The 16,492-nt window shown below is 64.4% G+C and carries 17 protein-coding genes and 1 pseudogene; 8 read left to right on the forward strand and 10 right to left on the reverse strand.

The genetic code is table 11. From position 1 onward, the window contains the following. Positions 1–181 precede the first annotated feature (181 nt). Together groL and AC3ANW_RS01495 are read right to left on the reverse strand one after the other, a co-directional pair. The gene (groL, locus tag AC3ANW_RS01490) at positions 182–1,834 is read right to left on the reverse strand and encodes a chaperonin GroEL (RefSeq protein ID WP_488343442.1); all 1,653 of its coding nucleotides are present in this window, start codon (positions 1,832–1,834) and stop codon (positions 182–184) included. Positions 1,835–1,896: 62 nt separating this feature from the next. After that, complete coding sequence (locus AC3ANW_RS01495) at positions 1,897–2,190, reverse strand: co-chaperone GroES (protein ID WP_488343443.1); 294 nt, start codon at positions 2,188–2,190, stop codon at positions 1,897–1,899. 361 nt (positions 2,191–2,551) lie between these two features. Between AC3ANW_RS01495 and AC3ANW_RS01500 the strand changes: the two genes are divergently transcribed. After that, complete coding sequence (locus AC3ANW_RS01500; RefSeq protein ID WP_488343444.1) at positions 2,552–3,232, forward strand: hypothetical protein; 681 nt, start codon at positions 2,552–2,554, stop codon at positions 3,230–3,232. Positions 3,233–3,520: 288 nt separating this feature from the next. Here the strand turns inward: AC3ANW_RS01500 and AC3ANW_RS01505 are convergent. Beyond that, a pseudogene (locus AC3ANW_RS01505) lies at positions 3,521–3,751 on the reverse strand (hypothetical protein); the annotation flags it as partial. 28 nt (positions 3,752–3,779) lie between these two features. Beyond that, positions 3,780–4,466, reverse strand: a complete 687-nt coding sequence (locus AC3ANW_RS01510) for a GntR family transcriptional regulator (RefSeq protein WP_488343445.1) — start codon at positions 4,464–4,466, stop codon at positions 3,780–3,782. Between the two features lie 190 nt (positions 4,467–4,656). Between AC3ANW_RS01510 and AC3ANW_RS01515 the strand changes: the two genes are divergently transcribed. Next, positions 4,657–5,625, forward strand: a complete 969-nt coding sequence (locus tag AC3ANW_RS01515) for a Bug family tripartite tricarboxylate transporter substrate binding protein (protein WP_488345329.1) — start codon at positions 4,657–4,659, stop codon at positions 5,623–5,625. Positions 5,626–5,641: 16 nt separating this feature from the next. On the opposite strand, the gene AC3ANW_RS01520 is transcribed toward AC3ANW_RS01515, so the two are convergent. Beyond that, positions 5,642–5,935, reverse strand: coding sequence for an H-NS histone family protein (locus tag AC3ANW_RS01520; RefSeq protein ID WP_488343446.1), 294 nt, complete (start codon positions 5,933–5,935; stop codon positions 5,642–5,644). A gap of 219 nt (positions 5,936–6,154) precedes the next feature. On the opposite strand from AC3ANW_RS01520, the gene AC3ANW_RS01525 reads away from it, so the two are divergent. Next, positions 6,155–6,820 (forward strand): hypothetical protein, encoded by a 666-nt coding sequence (locus tag AC3ANW_RS01525; protein WP_488343447.1) that lies wholly within the window; start codon positions 6,155–6,157, stop codon positions 6,818–6,820. 15 nt (positions 6,821–6,835) lie between these two features. On the opposite strand, the gene AC3ANW_RS01530 is transcribed toward AC3ANW_RS01525, so the two are convergent. The 3 genes from AC3ANW_RS01530 to AC3ANW_RS01540 are packed head-to-tail and all read right to left on the reverse strand — an operon-like array spanning position 6,836 to position 10,490. Further along, entirely contained in the window at positions 6,836–8,437 is a 1,602-nt protein-coding gene (locus AC3ANW_RS01530) for an EAL domain-containing protein (protein ID WP_488343448.1), read from the reverse strand. Then, positions 8,434–8,838 (reverse strand): hypothetical protein, encoded by a 405-nt coding sequence (locus AC3ANW_RS01535; RefSeq protein ID WP_488343449.1) that lies wholly within the window; start codon positions 8,836–8,838, stop codon positions 8,434–8,436. The genes AC3ANW_RS01530 and AC3ANW_RS01535 overlap by 4 nt, the downstream gene beginning before the upstream one ends. A 53-nt stretch (positions 8,839–8,891) precedes the next feature. Continuing rightward, a complete protein-coding gene (locus AC3ANW_RS01540; RefSeq protein WP_488343450.1) occupies positions 8,892–10,490 on the reverse strand; it encodes a methyl-accepting chemotaxis protein in 1,599 nt (532 codons plus the stop codon). Between the two features lie 152 nt (positions 10,491–10,642). Here AC3ANW_RS01540 and AC3ANW_RS01545 point away from each other — a divergent pair, with 152 nt between their 5' ends. Continuing rightward, complete coding sequence (locus AC3ANW_RS01545) at positions 10,643–10,972, forward strand: YnfA family protein (protein ID WP_488345330.1); 330 nt, start codon at positions 10,643–10,645, stop codon at positions 10,970–10,972. 22 nt (positions 10,973–10,994) lie between these two features. On the opposite strand, the gene AC3ANW_RS01550 is transcribed toward AC3ANW_RS01545, so the two are convergent. Next, positions 10,995–11,240 carry a hypothetical protein gene (locus tag AC3ANW_RS01550; RefSeq protein ID WP_488343451.1) on the reverse strand — a complete coding sequence of 82 codons (246 nt, stop codon included), beginning with the start codon at positions 11,238–11,240 and terminating at the stop codon, positions 10,995–10,997. A 123-nt stretch (positions 11,241–11,363) separates the two neighbouring features. Here AC3ANW_RS01550 and AC3ANW_RS01555 point away from each other — a divergent pair, with 123 nt between their 5' ends. Then, the gene (locus AC3ANW_RS01555; protein ID WP_488343452.1) at positions 11,364–12,020 is read left to right on the forward strand and encodes a DsbA family oxidoreductase; all 657 of its coding nucleotides are present in this window, start codon (positions 11,364–11,366) and stop codon (positions 12,018–12,020) included. Between the two features lie 14 nt (positions 12,021–12,034). On the opposite strand, the gene AC3ANW_RS01560 is transcribed toward AC3ANW_RS01555, so the two are convergent. Further along, the gene (locus AC3ANW_RS01560) at positions 12,035–12,937 is read right to left on the reverse strand and encodes a LysR substrate-binding domain-containing protein (RefSeq protein WP_488343453.1); all 903 of its coding nucleotides are present in this window, start codon (positions 12,935–12,937) and stop codon (positions 12,035–12,037) included. Between the two features lie 109 nt (positions 12,938–13,046). Between AC3ANW_RS01560 and AC3ANW_RS01565 the strand changes: the two genes are divergently transcribed. From AC3ANW_RS01565 to AC3ANW_RS01575, 3 genes are all read left to right on the forward strand, one after another. Continuing rightward, positions 13,047–14,243 carry an MFS transporter gene (locus tag AC3ANW_RS01565; protein ID WP_488343454.1) on the forward strand — a complete coding sequence of 399 codons (1,197 nt, stop codon included), beginning with the start codon at positions 13,047–13,049 and terminating at the stop codon, positions 14,241–14,243. Continuing rightward, positions 14,240–15,055: a 2,5-didehydrogluconate reductase DkgB gene (dkgB, locus tag AC3ANW_RS01570; protein WP_488343455.1), complete on the forward strand. Its 816-nt coding sequence runs from the start codon at positions 14,240–14,242 to the stop codon at positions 15,053–15,055. The genes AC3ANW_RS01565 and dkgB overlap by 4 nt, the downstream gene beginning before the upstream one ends. Before the next feature lie 174 nt (positions 15,056–15,229). Beyond that, positions 15,230–16,489, forward strand: coding sequence for an efflux RND transporter periplasmic adaptor subunit (locus AC3ANW_RS01575; RefSeq protein ID WP_488343456.1), 1,260 nt, complete (start codon positions 15,230–15,232; stop codon positions 16,487–16,489). Positions 16,490–16,492 lie beyond the last annotated feature (3 nt).

Raw genomic sequence — 16,492 nt, forward strand, 5'->3', positions numbered from 1 at the left:
TCGTCCCGGCGCAGGCTGGCGTCCAGCCCAAAAGTAAAAAACCCCCGCCGTCGAAAGACGCGGGGGTTTTTACTTGCCGGCTTCGTCACCGAACTGCATTCCTCCTGTGGAGTCGGACCACCCCCCTCGGGGGTGGCGAACCATACGGAGCGGCAGCGCAGTAAGAAGCTGGGGGGCTGAATTACATGCCCATGTCGCCCATGCCGCCCATGCCACCCATGCCGCCGCCAGGCATGCCGCCGGCGCCGGATTCGTCCTTCGGTGCTTCGGCGACCATGGCTTCGGTCGTCAGCAGCAACGAAGCGACGGATGCTGCGTTCTGCAGGGCAGTGCGCGTCACCTTGGTCGGGTCCAGGATACCCATTTCGATCATGTCGCCGTAGGTGTCGTTGGCGGCGTTGAAGCCGTAGTTGCCAGCGCCTTGCAGCACGGCATTGACCACCACGCTGGGCTCGCCGCCGGCGTTGTAGACGATTTCGCGCAGAGGAGCTTCGATGGCCTTCAGGATCAGCTTGATGCCGGCGTCCTGGTCAGCGTTGTCGCCCTTGATTTCGCCAGCAGCTTGCTTGGCGCGCAGCAGAGCCACGCCGCCGCCAGCGACGATGCCTTCTTCGACGGCAGCGCGGGTAGCGTGCAGGGCGTCTTCGACACGTGCCTTCTTTTCCTTCATTTCGACTTCGGTGGCAGCGCCGACCTTGATCACGGCAACACCGCCGGCCAGCTTGGCCACGCGTTCTTGCAGCTTTTCACGGTCGTAGTCGCTGGTCGCTTCTTCGATCTGGATGCGGATCTGCTTGACGCGGGCTTCGATATCACCGGCAACGCCGGCGCCGTCGATGATGGTGGTGTTTTCCTTGCCCACTTCGATGGTCTTGGCAGAGCCCAGGTCGGCCAGGGTCACCTTTTCCAGGGTCAGGCCGACTTCTTCGGCGATGACCTTGCCACCGGTCAGGATGGCGATGTCTTCCAGCATGGCCTTGCGACGGTCGCCAAAGCCCGGAGCCTTGACGGCCACGACCTTCAGGATGCCGCGAATGGTGTTGACCACCAGGGTAGCCAGGGCTTCGCCTTCGACTTCTTCGGCAATGATCAGCAGGGGACGGCCGGCCTTGGCGACTTGCTCCAGCACGGGCAACAGGTCACGGATGTTGCTGATCTTCTTGTCGAACAGCAGGACAAACGGGTTGTCCAGCAGCGCGGCTTGCTTTTCAGGGTTGTTGATGAAGTAGGGCGACAGGTAGCCGCGGTCGAACTGCATGCCTTCGACGACGTCGAGTTCGTTGTCCAGCGACTTGCCGTCTTCGACGGTGATCACGCCTTCCTTGCCGACCTTGTCCATCGCGTCAGCGATGATCTTGCCGATGGATTCGTCAGAGTTGGCCGAGATGGCGCCGACTTGAGCGATTTCCTTGGAGGTGGTGGTGGCCTTGGATGCGTTCTTCAGCTGGGCGACCAGGGCAGTGACTGCCTTGTCGATACCGCGCTTCAGGTCCATCGGGTTCAGGCCGGCGGCAACGTACTTGCTGCCTTCGCGCACGATGGCCTGGGCCAGCACGGTCGCGGTGGTGGTGCCGTCACCGGCGTTGTCGCTGGTCTTGGAGGCCACTTCCTTCACGAGCTGGGCGCCCATGTTCTGCAGCTTGTCCTTGAGTTCGATTTCCTTGGCGACGGACACACCGTCCTTGGTGACGGTGGGGGCGCCGAACGAGCGCTCCAGGACCACGTTGCGACCCTTGGGGCCCAGGGTGACCTTGACCGCGTTGGCCAGGATGTTCACGCCTTCGACCATACGGGCGCGGGCTTCACCGCCGAAGACTACGTCTTTTGCTGCCATGATTTTTAACTCCGAAATTCAGTAAATGAGGGATGGAATGAAACGAGTCGCGGGGAGGCCGATCAGCCTTCGACCACTGCGAACAGGTCTTCTTCCTTCATGACCAGCAGCTCGTCGCCGTTGACCTTGACGGTCTGGCCCGAGTACTTGCCGAACAGGACGCGGTCGCCGACCTTGACGCCAGGCGCCGAAACTTCGCCCTTGTCGTTCTTCTTGCCAGGGCCGACGGCCAGGACTTCACCTTGATCAGGCTTTTCAGCGGCGTTGTCAGGAATGATCAGACCGGAGGCGGTCTTGGTTTCTTGTTCGAGGCGCTTGACGATCACACGATCGTGCAGAGGGCGAAGGTTCTTCATGGCAACTCCTTGGAGGAAGCGAATCTGACGGACAAATGTTTTTTGCGCCTTGGCGCACCGCGTGGAAGCGGCTCTCGGCACGCCAGGTTGGTGTCGCAGCCTGTTTGGCATTGTTGGCACTCGTCCCCGGCGAGTGCTAATGATAGCGACGTTTTCTTGGGTTTCAAGAGGGCGATGGGCCCTAGGGCGGGTCGTCGGGTCGCCGCGTGGTGATGATGTCTGCCGTTGCTCTTCCCGCACGGCCAGCGTTGCATCCCGAAAAAACGAGCGCCGGCATGGGGGATCGCGCTGGTCGCGCCCACGGCGGTGGCGCCTTGCTACATTGCCGGGCATGTTCGTCGACGCCGATCCAGCAGGGCCCGTGAAGGGTCGTCTCCGCTCCTTTTTCTGGAGTGGCGAAGTCATCCGCAGCCGCAGCGTCGGCACCCGCGTTCTGCACTCCGCGCTGGACCTGCCGGTGTTGCCCCCCCGGCTCGTGGACGATTGCAGCCGAGAGATTTCAACCCGGCTGGCAATGGAGCCGGGCGATGTCAAGCCTCTGTCCCTGGCCCGTGCCCGCAGCCGCTGGCCCGATTACCGGCTGTGTGTCCGGACGCTTGCCCACTGGTTGCAGGCTTTCGGCCTGCAGGATCTCCTGGCCGATGCCGACCAGGCACTGATGGCTTGCCGCGGTGCGGCGCTCCACCACGATGGCGATCAATACGGCGGCGCTGCCTTCTGCAACCTGTTTGTCAGCGAGGACCGTGGACTGGATGTGCTGTTCCCGCTGGCCGAACTGCGTATTCCGCTGGTGCGGGGCACGGCCCTGGTATTCGACACCTGCCAGCCGCATGCGGTAGTGCCGCGAGGTCAGCATCGGTTCGATCCGGCGGAGTTCACGCCCGGACGTGACTGGGATCAGCTTTTCCTGACGTGGGAGCTTCCCATCGAGACAGCTCCCGTGGCGAAGGCATTCGGCATCGCCTTCGACATCGACCCGCTCGCCGCATCGGCGCTGGACAAGGAACAACTCCAGTTCGACGGTGCGCCGCTGGTCCTGTAGTTCAGGTCAGCCGGAACACGCCGATGCTATGCGCCGGTTGCTCGGCCTGGGGCCGCATCGCGGAGACCGCCAGCAGACTGGCCGGCCGGGCGTTCTCGGCCCTGTGCATCACGGTGCGGGCGGACAGGTCGTGGCTGCCCGTGTTTGCCCGAGCGATTTCGCCCGCGCATGCCGACTACAGGCGTTTCCCGGTCGGGTCCTTGTTCTCGGACAGGTTCTTGCCGTCGAGTCGGGCCGCATCGGGTGCATGAGCATGGTGGGCGTGAAATCGTTGATGCATAAATACTCGTCGCCGCCGTAGCGCATGGACTCGAGTGGGTCCATGACCTGCTGCCTGGCGGCTGCTTCGGTCAGCTTGGCCTCGGTACCCAGCTTGTGGAAATGCACCACCAGTGTGCGCACCGGCCAATGCGCTGGCGACCAATATGCCAGGCTGTTTGCCGGTGCGTAGAGGGTGCCGGCTGGACTGCAGTGCTCGGTGCGGCGACCCCCCAAACCCTCGTGTGCGGACCGCGACACGCCGAGTTTGCCGGCTTGCAGAGCCGCCTCAGGCCTTGACCGTTTCGGCGTTCTGTTTCATTGCCGAAGTAATGCCGGGGACGGTGCGCAGTACATGGGCGCGCATGCTGTTTTCCATGGCGGCGGCATCTCCGGCCTGCAGGGTCACCAGCAGGTCTTCGTGGACATCCTGCACATAAGAAGACGAAGGCCGGTTGTCCAGCCAGATGCGCATCAGCGGCTCGACGACCGAGTGGAGGGCGGAGATCTGGTACATCAGCCGCGGCGCATCGCTGATGGCGCACAGGCGTTCATGGAACTGGCGGTGCACCGTGATCCAGTCGGAAATGCTCGACGCGGCGTGCTGCATGCGCATCAGCAGTTGCTGCAGGTCCTGGATGTCGGCCGGGGTCACCCGGCTCACGGCCATGGATGCGGCCAACCCTTCGAGCACGGCGCGCATCTCGAACACTTCGCGGACTTCCTTCTCCGTCAGCCCGCGCACCACGGCGCCGCGGTTGGGCCGCATCACGATGAGGCCCTCTGCCGCCAGCCGGTTCAGCGCCTCGCGCACCGGCATGCGGCTCATGCCGATGGAGCTGGCGATTTCTTCCGGAACCAGCCGCACGCCCGGCCGCATGACACCCATCCGGATGGCGTGGCGGATGTGCTGGTAGGCCTCCTCCTGCGCGGTCGAATGCGCTGACTCGAAGGGAGGAGGGCGTTGCGACAGCATGAAGGGATCCTGGAATTTGAGCGCGGAAGCCGCGGATTTTAAAGGCCGTGAAGGCCGAGCCGGCAGCCGCTCCGTTTTTGGCACGTTTTCTGCTTTGACGGATTGACCAAAAATTGGATCCACGTATCCTGCGTCGGTCCATCCAGACGTTCCACTTCCGCCGAGGACTTATTCAATGCTTCTGAAGACAATGCGTTTCCCGATCCTTTCGGCCTTGCTGGCGGTCGCCGGCACATTCGCCCAGGCACAGGCGCCCGCCGCTGCCTGGCCGACCAAGCCGGTCCGGATCGTGGTGCCCTTCCAGGCCGGATCGGCCACCGACTTGCTCAGTCGTCAGATCGGCACGGGTTTGAGCCAGGCGCTGGGCCAGACCTTCCTGATCGACAACAAACCCGGCGCGGCCGCCATGATCGGCAGCGATGCCGCGGCCCGTGCGCCCGGCGATGGCTACACGCTGTTGATGAGCGGCCCGGCCTCGATGGTCACCAACCGGTTCCTGTACAAGAACCTGAGCTACGACCCGGACGCTTTCGAAAAGGTGGCCATCGTGGCCATCACACCGAACGTGTTGCTGTCCAACCCGTCGCTGCCTTTCAAGACGCTGCCGGAAATGGTCGCCTACGCCAAGGCCCACCCGGGTCAGCTGACCTATGCATCGTTCGGTGCCGGCACCACCTCGCACATGGCCGGCGAACTGCTGCGCCAGGTAGCCGGCATCGACATCGTGCATGTGCCGTACAAGGGTGCGGCCGAGGCCATTCCGGCATTGCTTTCGGGTCAGGTCTCGATGTATTTCGACACCATCATGACGGCGCTGCCGCAGGTCAAGGCCGGCAAGCTGCGTGCGCTGGGTGTCTCGAGCGCCACCCGTGCCGTGATGGCTCCCGACATCCCCACGATCGCCGAACAGGGCTTCGCGGGTTACGACATTGCGCCGTGGTATGGCATCGTGGCCAGCCACGGCACACCGCCGGCGGTGGTGAGCCGTCTCAACACCGAGATCAACAAGCTGCTGAAGACGCCGGAATTCAGGGATCGCCTGATCGCGACAGGCGCCGAGGCTCGGGGCGGAAGCGTCGCCGACTTCGACGCCTTCATCAAGTCCGAAATACCGCGCACCGAAAAACTGGTGCGTCAGTCCGGCATCGTCATGCAATAAGCGGTTGCGAATCCGCTCAGATGAGGAAAAGGCTGCGGTCCTTGCCGGCGATCCACAGCGGTGGCTTGCCGCGGCCGGTCCAGGTCTTGGCGGTTTCCGGATCCTTGTATTTGGCCAGCACCGGTGTCTTGGTGGCCAGCGGTGCGCGGGAAATGCTGCGGCTGAAAAGCTGGTATTCGGTGATGTCGTAATCGGCGATCAGCGCCTTGGCTTCTTCGATGGCACCTTGTTTCTCGGCTTTCTGGGCAGCTGCGATCTGTGCGTCGAGTGCGGATTTTTGTGCGGAGAGTTCTTTGTATGACAGGGACACGGATTTTCCTCGGGATGTGGATGGGAGTCAGCCGGTAATTGTACTGACCGGTCGACCTGGGCCATTGGGGGTGTCGGCAATCGCGTCGGCATTCGTGCGATGCAGTAACGATTCTAATTGAATTTATTATCTGAAGATAATCCTGACAAATTAAAGGGCGCAGCCGGATGTTTCGAACGATCTAATCGATTTCCGATTGGAAGAATGTGAGATATCCCGATGAAGTCTGCTCTACGATATTTGATTACCGTGACCGGAAGCTGGCTTTCACTTGCGTTCGCAGGCCGGTGCACCGCCGCCATTCCCGATCTATCCGATTTCCGCGACGCTTCGCAATCACGCTGGACCCTCTACGCTAGCCGGCTCGCCGATAACGATCTGCCGGGCTTTGCCGGTGACACCTTGCGCGGACGGTTGCGCTGGCGTGATTCATATTTTGTCGGCGCCGGTTATCTGCAGCCGATCACGCCGCCCGTTTGGCTGCGTGAGGCGGCCGGCCGAATCGGCCTGAAGCATGTTTCCCACGATATCGAATGGGCCGGGTTCCAGCATTTCAGCGGCCAGCACAATCCCGAAATCACGGTGGCTTATATGGTGCACACGCCGAAGGTGAACTGGGCCGGAATGCGGTTGCGCGTCGGCGGCGGTGTCGGCCCTTCACTGGCGTTGGGGCGGCCGTCGGCGGAAGACGGGCCGGATCGGCAGCCGGATAAACGTTCGCGGCTGCAACACTACATCGCGCTGGAAATCGAGGCGACCATACCCGAGCTGTCTCCCTATTCGATGGTGCTGCGGATGCACCACCGCTCGGGCGTGTATGGCATGGTCGCACCGAATGGCGTTGGTTCCAACTTCGTCACGCTGGGGCTGCGTGTCCCTTTCTGAGGGCCGGACGAAAACTCAGACCATCGGCGGCATGCCGAGCGTCGCATTGCGGCTGCGGATGAATTCCACCAGGTCCCGCATCGCCATCGGCCGGGCGAAAAGCCAGCCCTGGGCGTACTGCACGCCCGCTTCCCGCAGGATCTCGCGCTGCTTTTCGGTCTCCACGCCCTCGGCGATCATCTGCAGACCCAGCGAACGGGCGATTTCGATGATGTGGAAGGCGACCCGTTTGGTCGGCGCGTCCGAATCCAGCGCGTCGACGAACATCTTGTCGATCTTCAGGAAGTCCAGGTCGTAGGTGGCCAGGTAGGACAGACTGGAATTGCCGGTGCCGAAGTCGTCGATGGCCACCTTGAAACCGCTGGACCGCACCGAAATCAGCACGTCCTTGGCCTTCTCGGGTGTCATCAGTCCGCGCTCGGTGGCCTCGATCATGATGTTGCAAGAATTGGCCCCGGCGTCCCGGATCATCTTCTGAAGCCGTGCCTCGGTCTCGGGCGACTGCAGGTCCTCGGCCGAGAAGTTGATGGCGATATGCGTTTCGGGGTTCTCGCGGATCAGGTCGGCCGCGTCGCGCGCCACCATGTCCATCACCTGCAGGGTGACCTGCTGGATCAGCCCGCTTTCTTCGGCCGCCGGAATGAACACCAGCGGGCTGACCACCTGGCCGTCGCGCTGGTGCCAGCGGATGAGGGCCTCGGCACCGACGCAGCGGCCGGTCGTCAGTTCGATCACCGGTTGGTAGACCATGAAGAATTCCTTCTTCTGCAGCGCATATTGCAGCGCTGCCTTGAGCGACAACTGGCGGCGCGCCACCAGGAAGACCGCCACTGCCAGGGCCGCGCCGATCACCAGCCCGACCGGCCCGAAACGCCAGGCCGCATGCATCACCCGGCGCTGGGCCTCGGCCTGCGGCATGGCGGCGATGGCAAATGAATTGCCGGTGTTGGACATCTGCATCGCCAGGATGGTGTCGTCGAGTTCCAGGATGAGCGGCTGGCCGTGGAAAAGCGAAAACCATTCGGTCTTGTAAACACCTCGCGAGCGCACCACCCGGTGGTTGCGGGTGCCTACGTGGACTACCGAAACGGTGGAGTCGGGTCGCAGGAAGTCGATGATGCGGCCCGGCAGCGACAACGCGGCGTAGCCGTTCCGGGAAGCCAAATTGAACTGTTTTCCGGGAATGTCTGGGAACTCGACCTCCTCCCACCATGCGGTGCCGTCCGGGTCGATGCGGCTGGGTTCGTCCAGCACCACGGCTTCGCCGATGGTGGAACACTTGAGGCTGCCGTCTTCGATGAAACCCAGGCCTTGCAGGTAATCCGCCTTGGCGGCGATCACCCGCATCCTGTTCAGGTTGCCCGGCGAACAGGGCGTGCCGCCCGGATGGGCCAGCAAGGCATCGAAGGCGGCATGCGACTGCTCGCGTGATGCGCGCACCCGCTGCAGCAGATCGGTACTGATGTCCTGCAGATAGATCGCGGTCTGTTCGTCGGCGTAACGATGGGCGAACTGCAGCGCCCCGACCACCGGTGCCAGCAGCAGCAGCAGGCCGATGGCCCAGGCCGACAGGATCAACCGTTTCTTGTGGCGCGAAAGAGGCTCGTCTTTTTTCACTTGAGGGGCGAGCCGGTCGGCGTCAGGGGGCGCGGCGCGGCGCCGGCGGTCGATGCGGTGATCCAGTCGCTCAGCGTCACGACGATGCGTTTCCGCTGGGTTTTCAGGTAGCGGTCGGTTTCGAAGGTGCCCGGATTGTCCAGCGCGAACTGGCCGGCGAGGGCGAGCCGTTCGATGCGGCAGAGCCGTATGGCGGCGCTGGCGCTGGACTCCGGGTCACGGATCTGCCCGAAGTCTTCCGGCAGGTGCAGGGTGGCGCACATCTGGTAGCTGTCGAAGAACGCCCGCTGGGACGCCGAATCCACCACCGGCTCGGCAGCATGCGCGCCCGGTGCCAGGCAGGCCAACGCCAGCATCGACGCCGACACCAGCACCACTGCCGCAGCAGGTCTCGACTTCATGCCGCGGGCCTCATTCCGGGCGAAGTTGTACGGCGGGGCGTGCGGCTGCGGATTCAAACCAGCATCAGCCCACGGTCGCGGCTGAAGGCCTGCACCTGTTCTTCGCTGAACACCGACATCGCCTTGACCAGCTGTTCGGCCTGGGCGCGCAGGCCGGTGGCAGCGGCGGCGCTTTCCTCGACCAGTGCCGCGTTCTGCTGGGTCACCTGGTCCATCAGCACGACCGACTCGCCGACCTGCCGCACGCCCTCGCTCTGTTCGGCGCTGGCAGAACTGATTTCGCTCATCAGGCTGCTCACCCGCTGGATGGCGCCCACGACTTCCTTCATGGTGGTGCCGGCGTCGTCCACCAGATGGGTGCCGCGCGAAACCTGTTCGACGCTTTCGGTGATCAGGGACTTGATCTCCTTGGCGGCTGCCGCACTGCGGCCGGCCAGGTTGCGGACCTCACTGGCGACGACCGCGAAACCGCGCCCCTGTTCACCGGCGCGGGCAGCTTCGACGGCAGCGTTGAGCGCCAGGATGTTGGTCTGGAAGGCGATGCCGTCGATCACGTTGATGATGTCGCCGATCTTGCCGGAGCTGGCCTGGATGCCCTTCATGGTCTCGACCACCTGGTCGACCACATCGCCGCCGCGGATGGCGATGACCGAAGCCTCCGATGCCAGCTGGTTGGCGCTCTGGGCGTGGGCAGCGTTGTTCTGCACGGTGGAGCCGAGCTGCTCCATCGAGGCAGCGGTCTGCTGCAGGGCCGATGCCTGCTGTTCGGTGCGACGGCTCAGATCATGGTTGCCCTCGGCGATCTCGGTGCTGGCCGAGGCCACCGCCACCGCATTGGTGCGCACCGTGCCGACGATGCCGGTCAACTGCTCCTGCATGTTGCGCAGCGCCATCAGCAGCTTGCCGGTCTCGTCGTTGGTGACGATGACGATCTGGTTGTTCAGGTTGCCTTCGGCGATGTGGTCGGCCACCGCCACTGCCTGGTCGAGCGCACGGGTGATGCTCATGGTGATGCGGTAGGCGATGGTCAGCGCGATGCCCGCGGCGATCACGCAGAAGGCGATGATCATCATCCGCTGCTGTTCGAACTGGGTGGTGGCGTCGGTGATCAGTTCACGGGCGCGGCCTTCGGTGAACTTGGCGAATTCCTCGCTGGCCTGCACCAGTTGCTGCAGCAGAGGATTGCACTTTTCCATGATGGCGGCGGTGGCCTCGTCACGTTTCTGGTCTTGAGCCAGCTTCACGATATCGAGGGCGACCGGTGCGTATTTCTGCTCCACCGTCTGGATTCGATTGAAGAGCGTATTGGCGGTTTCGTTGGGGTCGGACGCGTTCCTGAGCATGTCGCCCAGCTTGGCCATGGAGTCGTGCACATCGGCATGCGACTTGACCACCTGGTCGTATTCGGCCTTGCGGTCTTCCGCCTTGACGGCCAGAACCAGGTTGCGCGCCGCGATGGCGCGTCGGTCGACGGAGGTCCGGACCTGTTCGGCCATGAGCGCCCGTGCATTCAGACCGTTGACGTAGCTGCTGAACTGAGCGTTGGCTTTTCCCAGCGCCAAAAGACAGGCCACGGCCACTACTGTCAGCAAAGCGGTGAGCGCGCCGAAATTCAAGGCGAGCTTGGCCTTGACGGAAATGTTCTTGAACATGAAAGACTCCTATATGAACGCTATGGACTCGCGACCATCGGTTGCCATTGAAGATCATGTAACCAGAAACGTCAATCGTTAAAAGTCAAAATCAGGCCCTTGTTCGGAGATGCCCTTCTTATTCAGGTTTATCCCTGACGAGCTGTCTCAAAATCAGGCCGATGAAGACAATGTTTTTGTATCTGGCCACCGCGCTCGCCGAGATCGTGGGCTGCTATTTGCCGTGGTTGTGGCTGAAGCAGGGCCGCAGCGCATGGCTGTTGTTGCCGGCGGCGGCCAGCCTGGCGCTATTTGCCTGGCTGCTCACGCTGCACGACAGCGCATCGGGCCGGGTGTACGCCGCTTACGGTGGTGTCTACATCGCCGTCGCGCTGACGTGGCTATGGGCGGTGGACGGTGTGCGGCCCAGCACCTGGGACTGTGCCGGCGTGGCGCTGGCGCTCGGCGGCATGGCGGTGATCGTGATGCAGCCGGGGCGCTGACTTCGCAGGTGGGGGCGCGGCCTCAGTCTCGCCAGAGTTCGACCAGCAGGCTCTTGTAGACGCCTTCCAGGGCCACTGTGTATTCGGGGTCGTATTGCCAGTTCTGCGGTGTGCCTTCCGGCAGTTCCAGCGCCATGCCGGTCAGGGCGTTGGCCAAGGCTTCCTTCTGGTCGAGCGTCAACAGGGGCAGCAGGGTGTCGACCACGTTTTCCATGGCTTCGGCCCGGCCGACATAGGTTCCCAGCAGGTTGGAGGTGGAAGAGGACATGTGGGGTCAAAAGCTTTAGGCGGCTGCAGCTGGCAGGGGAAGCCGATATTCTCGCGGCCGGCCGATGCGGGCGGAACCCGGCATCGAAGTTTTTATCCCACCCGGCCCTGGGCCTCGCTGTTTATGTCTACTCCCTTGCGCATCGATTTCGTGTCCGACGTGGCCTGCCCCTGGTGCGCCGTCGGGCTGGCCGGCCTGGAACGTGCGCTCGAAGAGTTGCAGGGCACGGTGTCCACCGAAATCCATTTCCAGCCGTTCGAACTGAACCCGGCCATGCCGCCGGAGGGCGAGGACGTGACCGAGCATATCGGCCGCAAGTACGGATCCACGCCCGAGCAACAGGCAGCCAACCGTGAAGCCATCCGTCAACGCGGGGCGTCGGTCGGGTTCACTTTCAACCCCGCGGGCCGCGGCCGCATCTGGAACACCTTCGACGCGCATCGCCTGATCTTCTGGGCCGGCCTGCAGGGGCTGGAGCACCAACACAGGATCAAACGCGCGTTGCTGGAGGCTTATCACGGCCTTTCGCTGAACCCCAACGATCCGCAGGTGCTGGTCGATTGCGCGGTGAAGGCCGGACTGGAGGCAGGGCAGGCGAGGGCGGTGGTCGACAGCCAGCAATACGCGGAGGAAGTCCGTGAGCAGGAGCAGTTTTTCCAGGAACACGGCATTACTTCGGTGCCGTCGGTCATCGTCAACAACCAGTACCTGATCCAGGGCGGCCAGCCGGCCGAGGCCTTTGTGCAGGCCTTGCGGCAGATCGCCAGCCAGGCCGAATAGCCCGAATCCGCCGCTCAGGTGTTGTTGAACCCGCCGCCGAGGCGCTGCTGCAGGAAGTCCAGAAAACAGGCGATGCGCGCCGCCAGCTGGGTGTTGAGGTAATAAACCGCGCTGATCGGCTGGCGCGACTCCACCGTGTCGCGCGCCAGCAGCTGCACCAGCGTCCCGGCGTCGCGGTCTGAGGCGCTCATGAAGTCCGACAGGCAGACGATGCCCGCGCCGGCCAGGGCCAGTTGCCGCAGGGTTTCGCCACTGGACGCCGTAATGTTCGGTGTGATCTGCCATTCGTCACCCAGGCTGCTGCGCAGCGGCCAGCGGTTGAGCGCTTCGGGCTGGGTGAACCCCAGAAGGCTGTGGCCGGCCAGTTCGGCCACGCTGCGCGGCTGGCCGTGCGCCGCCAGGTAGGCCGGGCTGGCCATCACCCGGATTCGGCTCGTACCCAGCGTGCGCGCGTGCAGGGTCGAATCGCGCAGCGCGCCGATGCGGATGGCGACGTCGGTGCGGCGCTGCAGCAGGTCGATGTTGAGTTCGTCGGTGTCCAGTTCCAGCTCGACCTGCGGGAAGGCGGCGCGGAAATCGGCCACCAGCGGCACCACCACATGCAGCATGAAGGGAGTGGCCGCATTCACCCGCAACCGGCCTGCGGGTTGCTGCCGTCGCGCCGCCATCTGGTCTTCGGCCTCGTCGATGGACGCCAGAATGACCCGGGCGCGAGCCAGGAAAACGCTGCCTTCTTCCGTCAGCCGCAGCCGGCGGGTGGTGCGGCTGAGCAGGGTGGTGTCCAGCTTTTTCTCGAGCCGCGCCAGCGAGCGGCTGATGCCCGAAACCGTCTGACCCAGCTGTTCGGCGGCCGCCGTGATGGATCCGGCATCCACCACCGCCGCGAAGGCCAGCAGTTCGTCGAGGGTGGTTTTCATGGGCCGATTATTGATCTGCAGGCAAGTATCTTCTGCTCGCGACCCCGTTTTTCTGCAAGGAAGAAACTTCGACACTGCCTCCATCAACCTGTTTGTGGAGAGTGTTCCCATGCCCATTGCCTTGCTCGCGCTGACGCTCAGCGCTTTTGCCATCGGCACGACCGAGTTCGTGATCGTCGGCCTGATCCCTACGGTGGCATCCGACCTCGGCATCGGACTGCCTTCGGCCGGCCTGCTGGTCAGCCTGTACGCGCTGGGCGTCGCGATCGGTGCGCCGGTGCTGACCGCGCTCACCGGCAAGCTGCCGCGCAAGGCGCTGCTGCTGGGCCTGATGGCGCTGTTCACGGTCGGCAACCTGCTGGCCTGGAAAGCACCTGGGTATGAGTCGCTGGTGGCCGCCCGCGTGTTGACCGGGTTGGCGCACGGTGTCTTCTTTTCCATTGGTTCGACCATCGCCACCGGCCTGGTGCCGCGCGAAAAAGCCGCCAGCGCCATCGCCGTTATGTTCACCGGCCTCACCGTGGCGCTGGTCACCGGCGTGCCGCTGGGCACTTTCATCGGGCAGCATTTCGGCTGGCGCGAAACCTTCCTGGCGGTATCCGCGCTGGGTGTCATCGCCTTCATCGGCAGCGCGATCTTCGTGCCGCGCGACATCCGCCATACGCCGCCGGCCTCGCTCGCCGAACAGGCCCGGGTGCTGGCGGAACCACGGCTGCTGCTGGTGTATGCCAAGACGGCCATCGGTTACGGCGGGAGCTTCATTCCCTTCACCTTCCTGGCGCCGATCCTGACCGACGTCGCCGGCTTCAGCGCCGGTGCGGTCGGCTGGGTGATGCTGGTGTACGGCGTCTCGGTGGCGGCGGGCAATCTGTGGGGCGGCCGGCTGGCCGACCGTCTGGGCGCCATTCCGGCGCTGAAAATCATCTTCGCCCTGCTGGCAGCCGTGCTGCTGTTGCTGCAGTTCACCGCGCCGCACAAGTGGCTGGCGCTGGTCACGGTGCTGCTGTGGGGAGCGGTCGCCTTCGGCAACGTACCCGGACTGCAGGTGTACGTGGTCAAGCAGGCCGAAAGGTTCACGCCACAGGCGGTGGACGTGGCCTCGGGCCTGAACATCGCGGCCTTCAACCTCGGCATCGCCGGCGCCGCGTGGGCGGGCGGTCTGATCGTCACCCACCTCGGCCTGATGCACACGCCCTGGATCGGAGCCCTGGTGGTGCTGGTATCCCTGGCGATCACCTACTGGAGCGGTGCGCTCGACCGCCGCGATTCGGCCCCTGAATTCAAGTTGCAAGGAGAACTCTCATGAATGCTTCGACCCGTCTTCCGATGTTCGGCCTGGGCACCTTCCGCCTGAAGGGCGATGTCGCCATCGACTCGGTGCGCACCGGACTCGAACTCGGCTACCGCCTGGTGGACACCGCGCAGATCTACGGCAACGAAGCCGAGGTCGGTCAGGCCATCGCCGCCAGCGGCGTGCCGCGCGACGACATCTTCATCACCACCAAGATCTGGACCGAGAACTACGCATCCGACAAACTCGTCCCCAGCCTGAAGGAAAGCCTGCGCAAGCTGCGGACCGACCGGGTCGATATGACGCTGATCCACTGGCCGTCGCCGGGCAACGCGGTGCCGGCGGCCGAGTTCATGGGCGCGCTGGCCGAAGCCAAACGGCAGGGGCTGACCGGGCTGATCGGAGTCTCCAACTTCAACATCGCGCTGCTGACGGAAGCCATCGCGGCGGTCGGTGCGGCGGAGATCGCCACCAACCAGGTCGAGCTGCACCCCTACCTGCAGAACCGCAAGCTGGTCGATTTCGCCGCCACGCAAGGTGTAGGCATCAGTTCGTACATGACACTCGCCTACGGCAAGGTGCTGGCCGACCCGCAGGTGCACGAAATCGCCGAACGCCGTGGCGCCACGCCGGCCCAGGTGGTGCTGGCCTGGGCAATGCAGTCCGGCCATCCGGTGATCCCGTCCTCGACACGGCGCGCAAACCTGCAATCCAACCTGGCTGCACAAGATCTGCGCCTGGAAGACACTGAAATGGTGCGGATCGCCGGCCTGGACCGGGGCGACCGCCTGGTCAGTCCGGAAGGGCTGGCACCGGCCTGGGATTGATGAAGCTAAGGTAAAGCCCAGGAGGCCTTAAGAAGATATTCACGTTTCTACGGTAGAAATTGGGAGTGAGTCCGCGCCGTCGTCAGGCCAGAATGGCGAGGGCGCGGAATTTGCAACAAAATGCTATGGCGTCCCCGGTGAAACCTTCGCCCCGCCTCAGGCTCCTAACTACCCATGACTGTCTTTCGCCCGCTGCGCAGCGCAGCGCAACGGCTGCCCGCGCTTGGCGCGATGGCGGCAATCGCCTTCATTGTTGCCGCCTGCTCGGACAAGGCCGCGCCTCCGCCGCCCGCTGGCCCACCCGAGGTCGGTGTCGTCACCCTCAAGCCGGAACCCATGGTGTTCACCACCGAGCTTCCGGGACGCACGAGTGCGTACCTCAGTGCCGACATCCGTCCGCAGGTCGGCGGCATCGTGTTGCAGCGGCTGTTCACCGAAGGTGCGACGGTCAAGGCCGGGCAGCCGCTGTACCAGATAGATCCTTCGACTTACCAGGCGGCACTGGCCAGCGCCCAGGCCGCCCTGGCGCGCAGCAAGGCGACGGCAACTGCGGCGGACGCCACGGCCGGCCGTAATGCCGAACTGGTGAAGATCGACGCGGTCAGCAAACAGATCAACGACCAGAGCCAGGCCGCGCTGGCCCAGGCCAAGGCCGACGTGTCGACCGCCCAGGCTTCGGTGCAGACCGCCAGCATCAACCTGGCCTTCACCCGGCTGACTTCGCCCATCACCGGGCGCATCGGCACTTCGACCGTGACGCCGGGCGCCCTGGTCACCGCCAACCAGACGGTGGCGCTCACCACGGTGCAGCAGATCGACCCGCTGTACGTGGACGTCACCCAGTCCAGCGCCGAAGTGCTGCGCCTCAAGCGCGACTTCGCCGCCGGCCGCCTGACAAAAAGCGGTGCGGATGCCGCCCGCATCCGCTTGCTGCTGGAAGACGGCAGCAACTACGGCCGTGACGGCAAGCTGCAGTTCGCCGGCATCAGCGTGAACCCCACCACCGGCGCCGTCACCCTGCGCGCCACCGTTCCCAACCCGGACGGCCTGCTGCTGCCAGGAATGTATGTGCGTGCCGTGGTGGAAGAGGGCGCCGACCAGGACGCCCTGCTGGCACCCCAGCAAGGCGTGCTGCGCGATGCGGTCGGCCGGGCCACCGCCCTGGTGGTCGACGCAGAAGACAAGATCGCCCGCCGCGCGGTGACTGTCGGCCGTGCCGTGGGCAACCGCTGGCTGGTGCGCGACGGGCTGAAGGCAGGCGACCGCCTGGTGGTCGAAGGCTCGATGCGGGTCAAGCCGGGCGACAAGGTGAAGGTGGCCGAAGCCAACCTGCAGGCTCCGGCCGCCGGTGGCGGCGCTGCCGCGCCTGCTGCCCCCGGTGCACCCACCGCAGCCACCGCAGCCACCCCGGCAGCCGCCGCGGCGGCCCGCTGATCC

The organism is Xylophilus sp. PBN-3R (assembly GCF_057747805.1).

What these genes read in the sequence shown, in the direction of transcription:
- groL (WP_488343442.1), bottom strand. Translation starts at nt 1,834, where the DNA reads ATGGCAGCAAAAGACGTAGTCTTCGGCGGTGAAGCCCGCGCCCGTATG.
- AC3ANW_RS01495 (WP_488343443.1), bottom strand. Translation starts at nt 2,190, where the DNA reads ATGAAGAACCTTCGCCCTCTGCACGATCGTGTGATCGTCAAGCGCCTC.
- AC3ANW_RS01510 (WP_488343445.1), bottom strand. Translation starts at nt 4,466, where the DNA reads ATGCTGTCGCAACGCCCTCCTCCCTTCGAGTCAGCGCATTCGACCGCG.
- AC3ANW_RS01515 (WP_488345329.1), top strand. Translation starts at nt 4,657, where the DNA reads ATGCGTTTCCCGATCCTTTCGGCCTTGCTGGCGGTCGCCGGCACATTC.
- AC3ANW_RS01525 (WP_488343447.1), top strand. Translation starts at nt 6,155, where the DNA reads ATGAAGTCTGCTCTACGATATTTGATTACCGTGACCGGAAGCTGGCTT.
- AC3ANW_RS01535 (WP_488343449.1), bottom strand. Translation starts at nt 8,838, where the DNA reads ATGAAGTCGAGACCTGCTGCGGCAGTGGTGCTGGTGTCGGCGTCGATG.
- AC3ANW_RS01540 (WP_488343450.1), bottom strand. Translation starts at nt 10,490, where the DNA reads ATGTTCAAGAACATTTCCGTCAAGGCCAAGCTCGCCTTGAATTTCGGC.
- AC3ANW_RS01550 (WP_488343451.1), bottom strand. Translation starts at nt 11,240, where the DNA reads ATGTCCTCTTCCACCTCCAACCTGCTGGGAACCTATGTCGGCCGGGCC.
- AC3ANW_RS01555 (WP_488343452.1), top strand. Translation starts at nt 11,364, where the DNA reads ATGTCTACTCCCTTGCGCATCGATTTCGTGTCCGACGTGGCCTGCCCC.
- AC3ANW_RS01560 (WP_488343453.1), bottom strand. Translation starts at nt 12,937, where the DNA reads ATGAAAACCACCCTCGACGAACTGCTGGCCTTCGCGGCGGTGGTGGAT.
- AC3ANW_RS01565 (WP_488343454.1), top strand. Translation starts at nt 13,047, where the DNA reads ATGCCCATTGCCTTGCTCGCGCTGACGCTCAGCGCTTTTGCCATCGGC.
- dkgB (WP_488343455.1), top strand. Translation starts at nt 14,240, where the DNA reads ATGAATGCTTCGACCCGTCTTCCGATGTTCGGCCTGGGCACCTTCCGC.
- AC3ANW_RS01575 (WP_488343456.1), top strand. Translation starts at nt 15,230, where the DNA reads ATGACTGTCTTTCGCCCGCTGCGCAGCGCAGCGCAACGGCTGCCCGCG.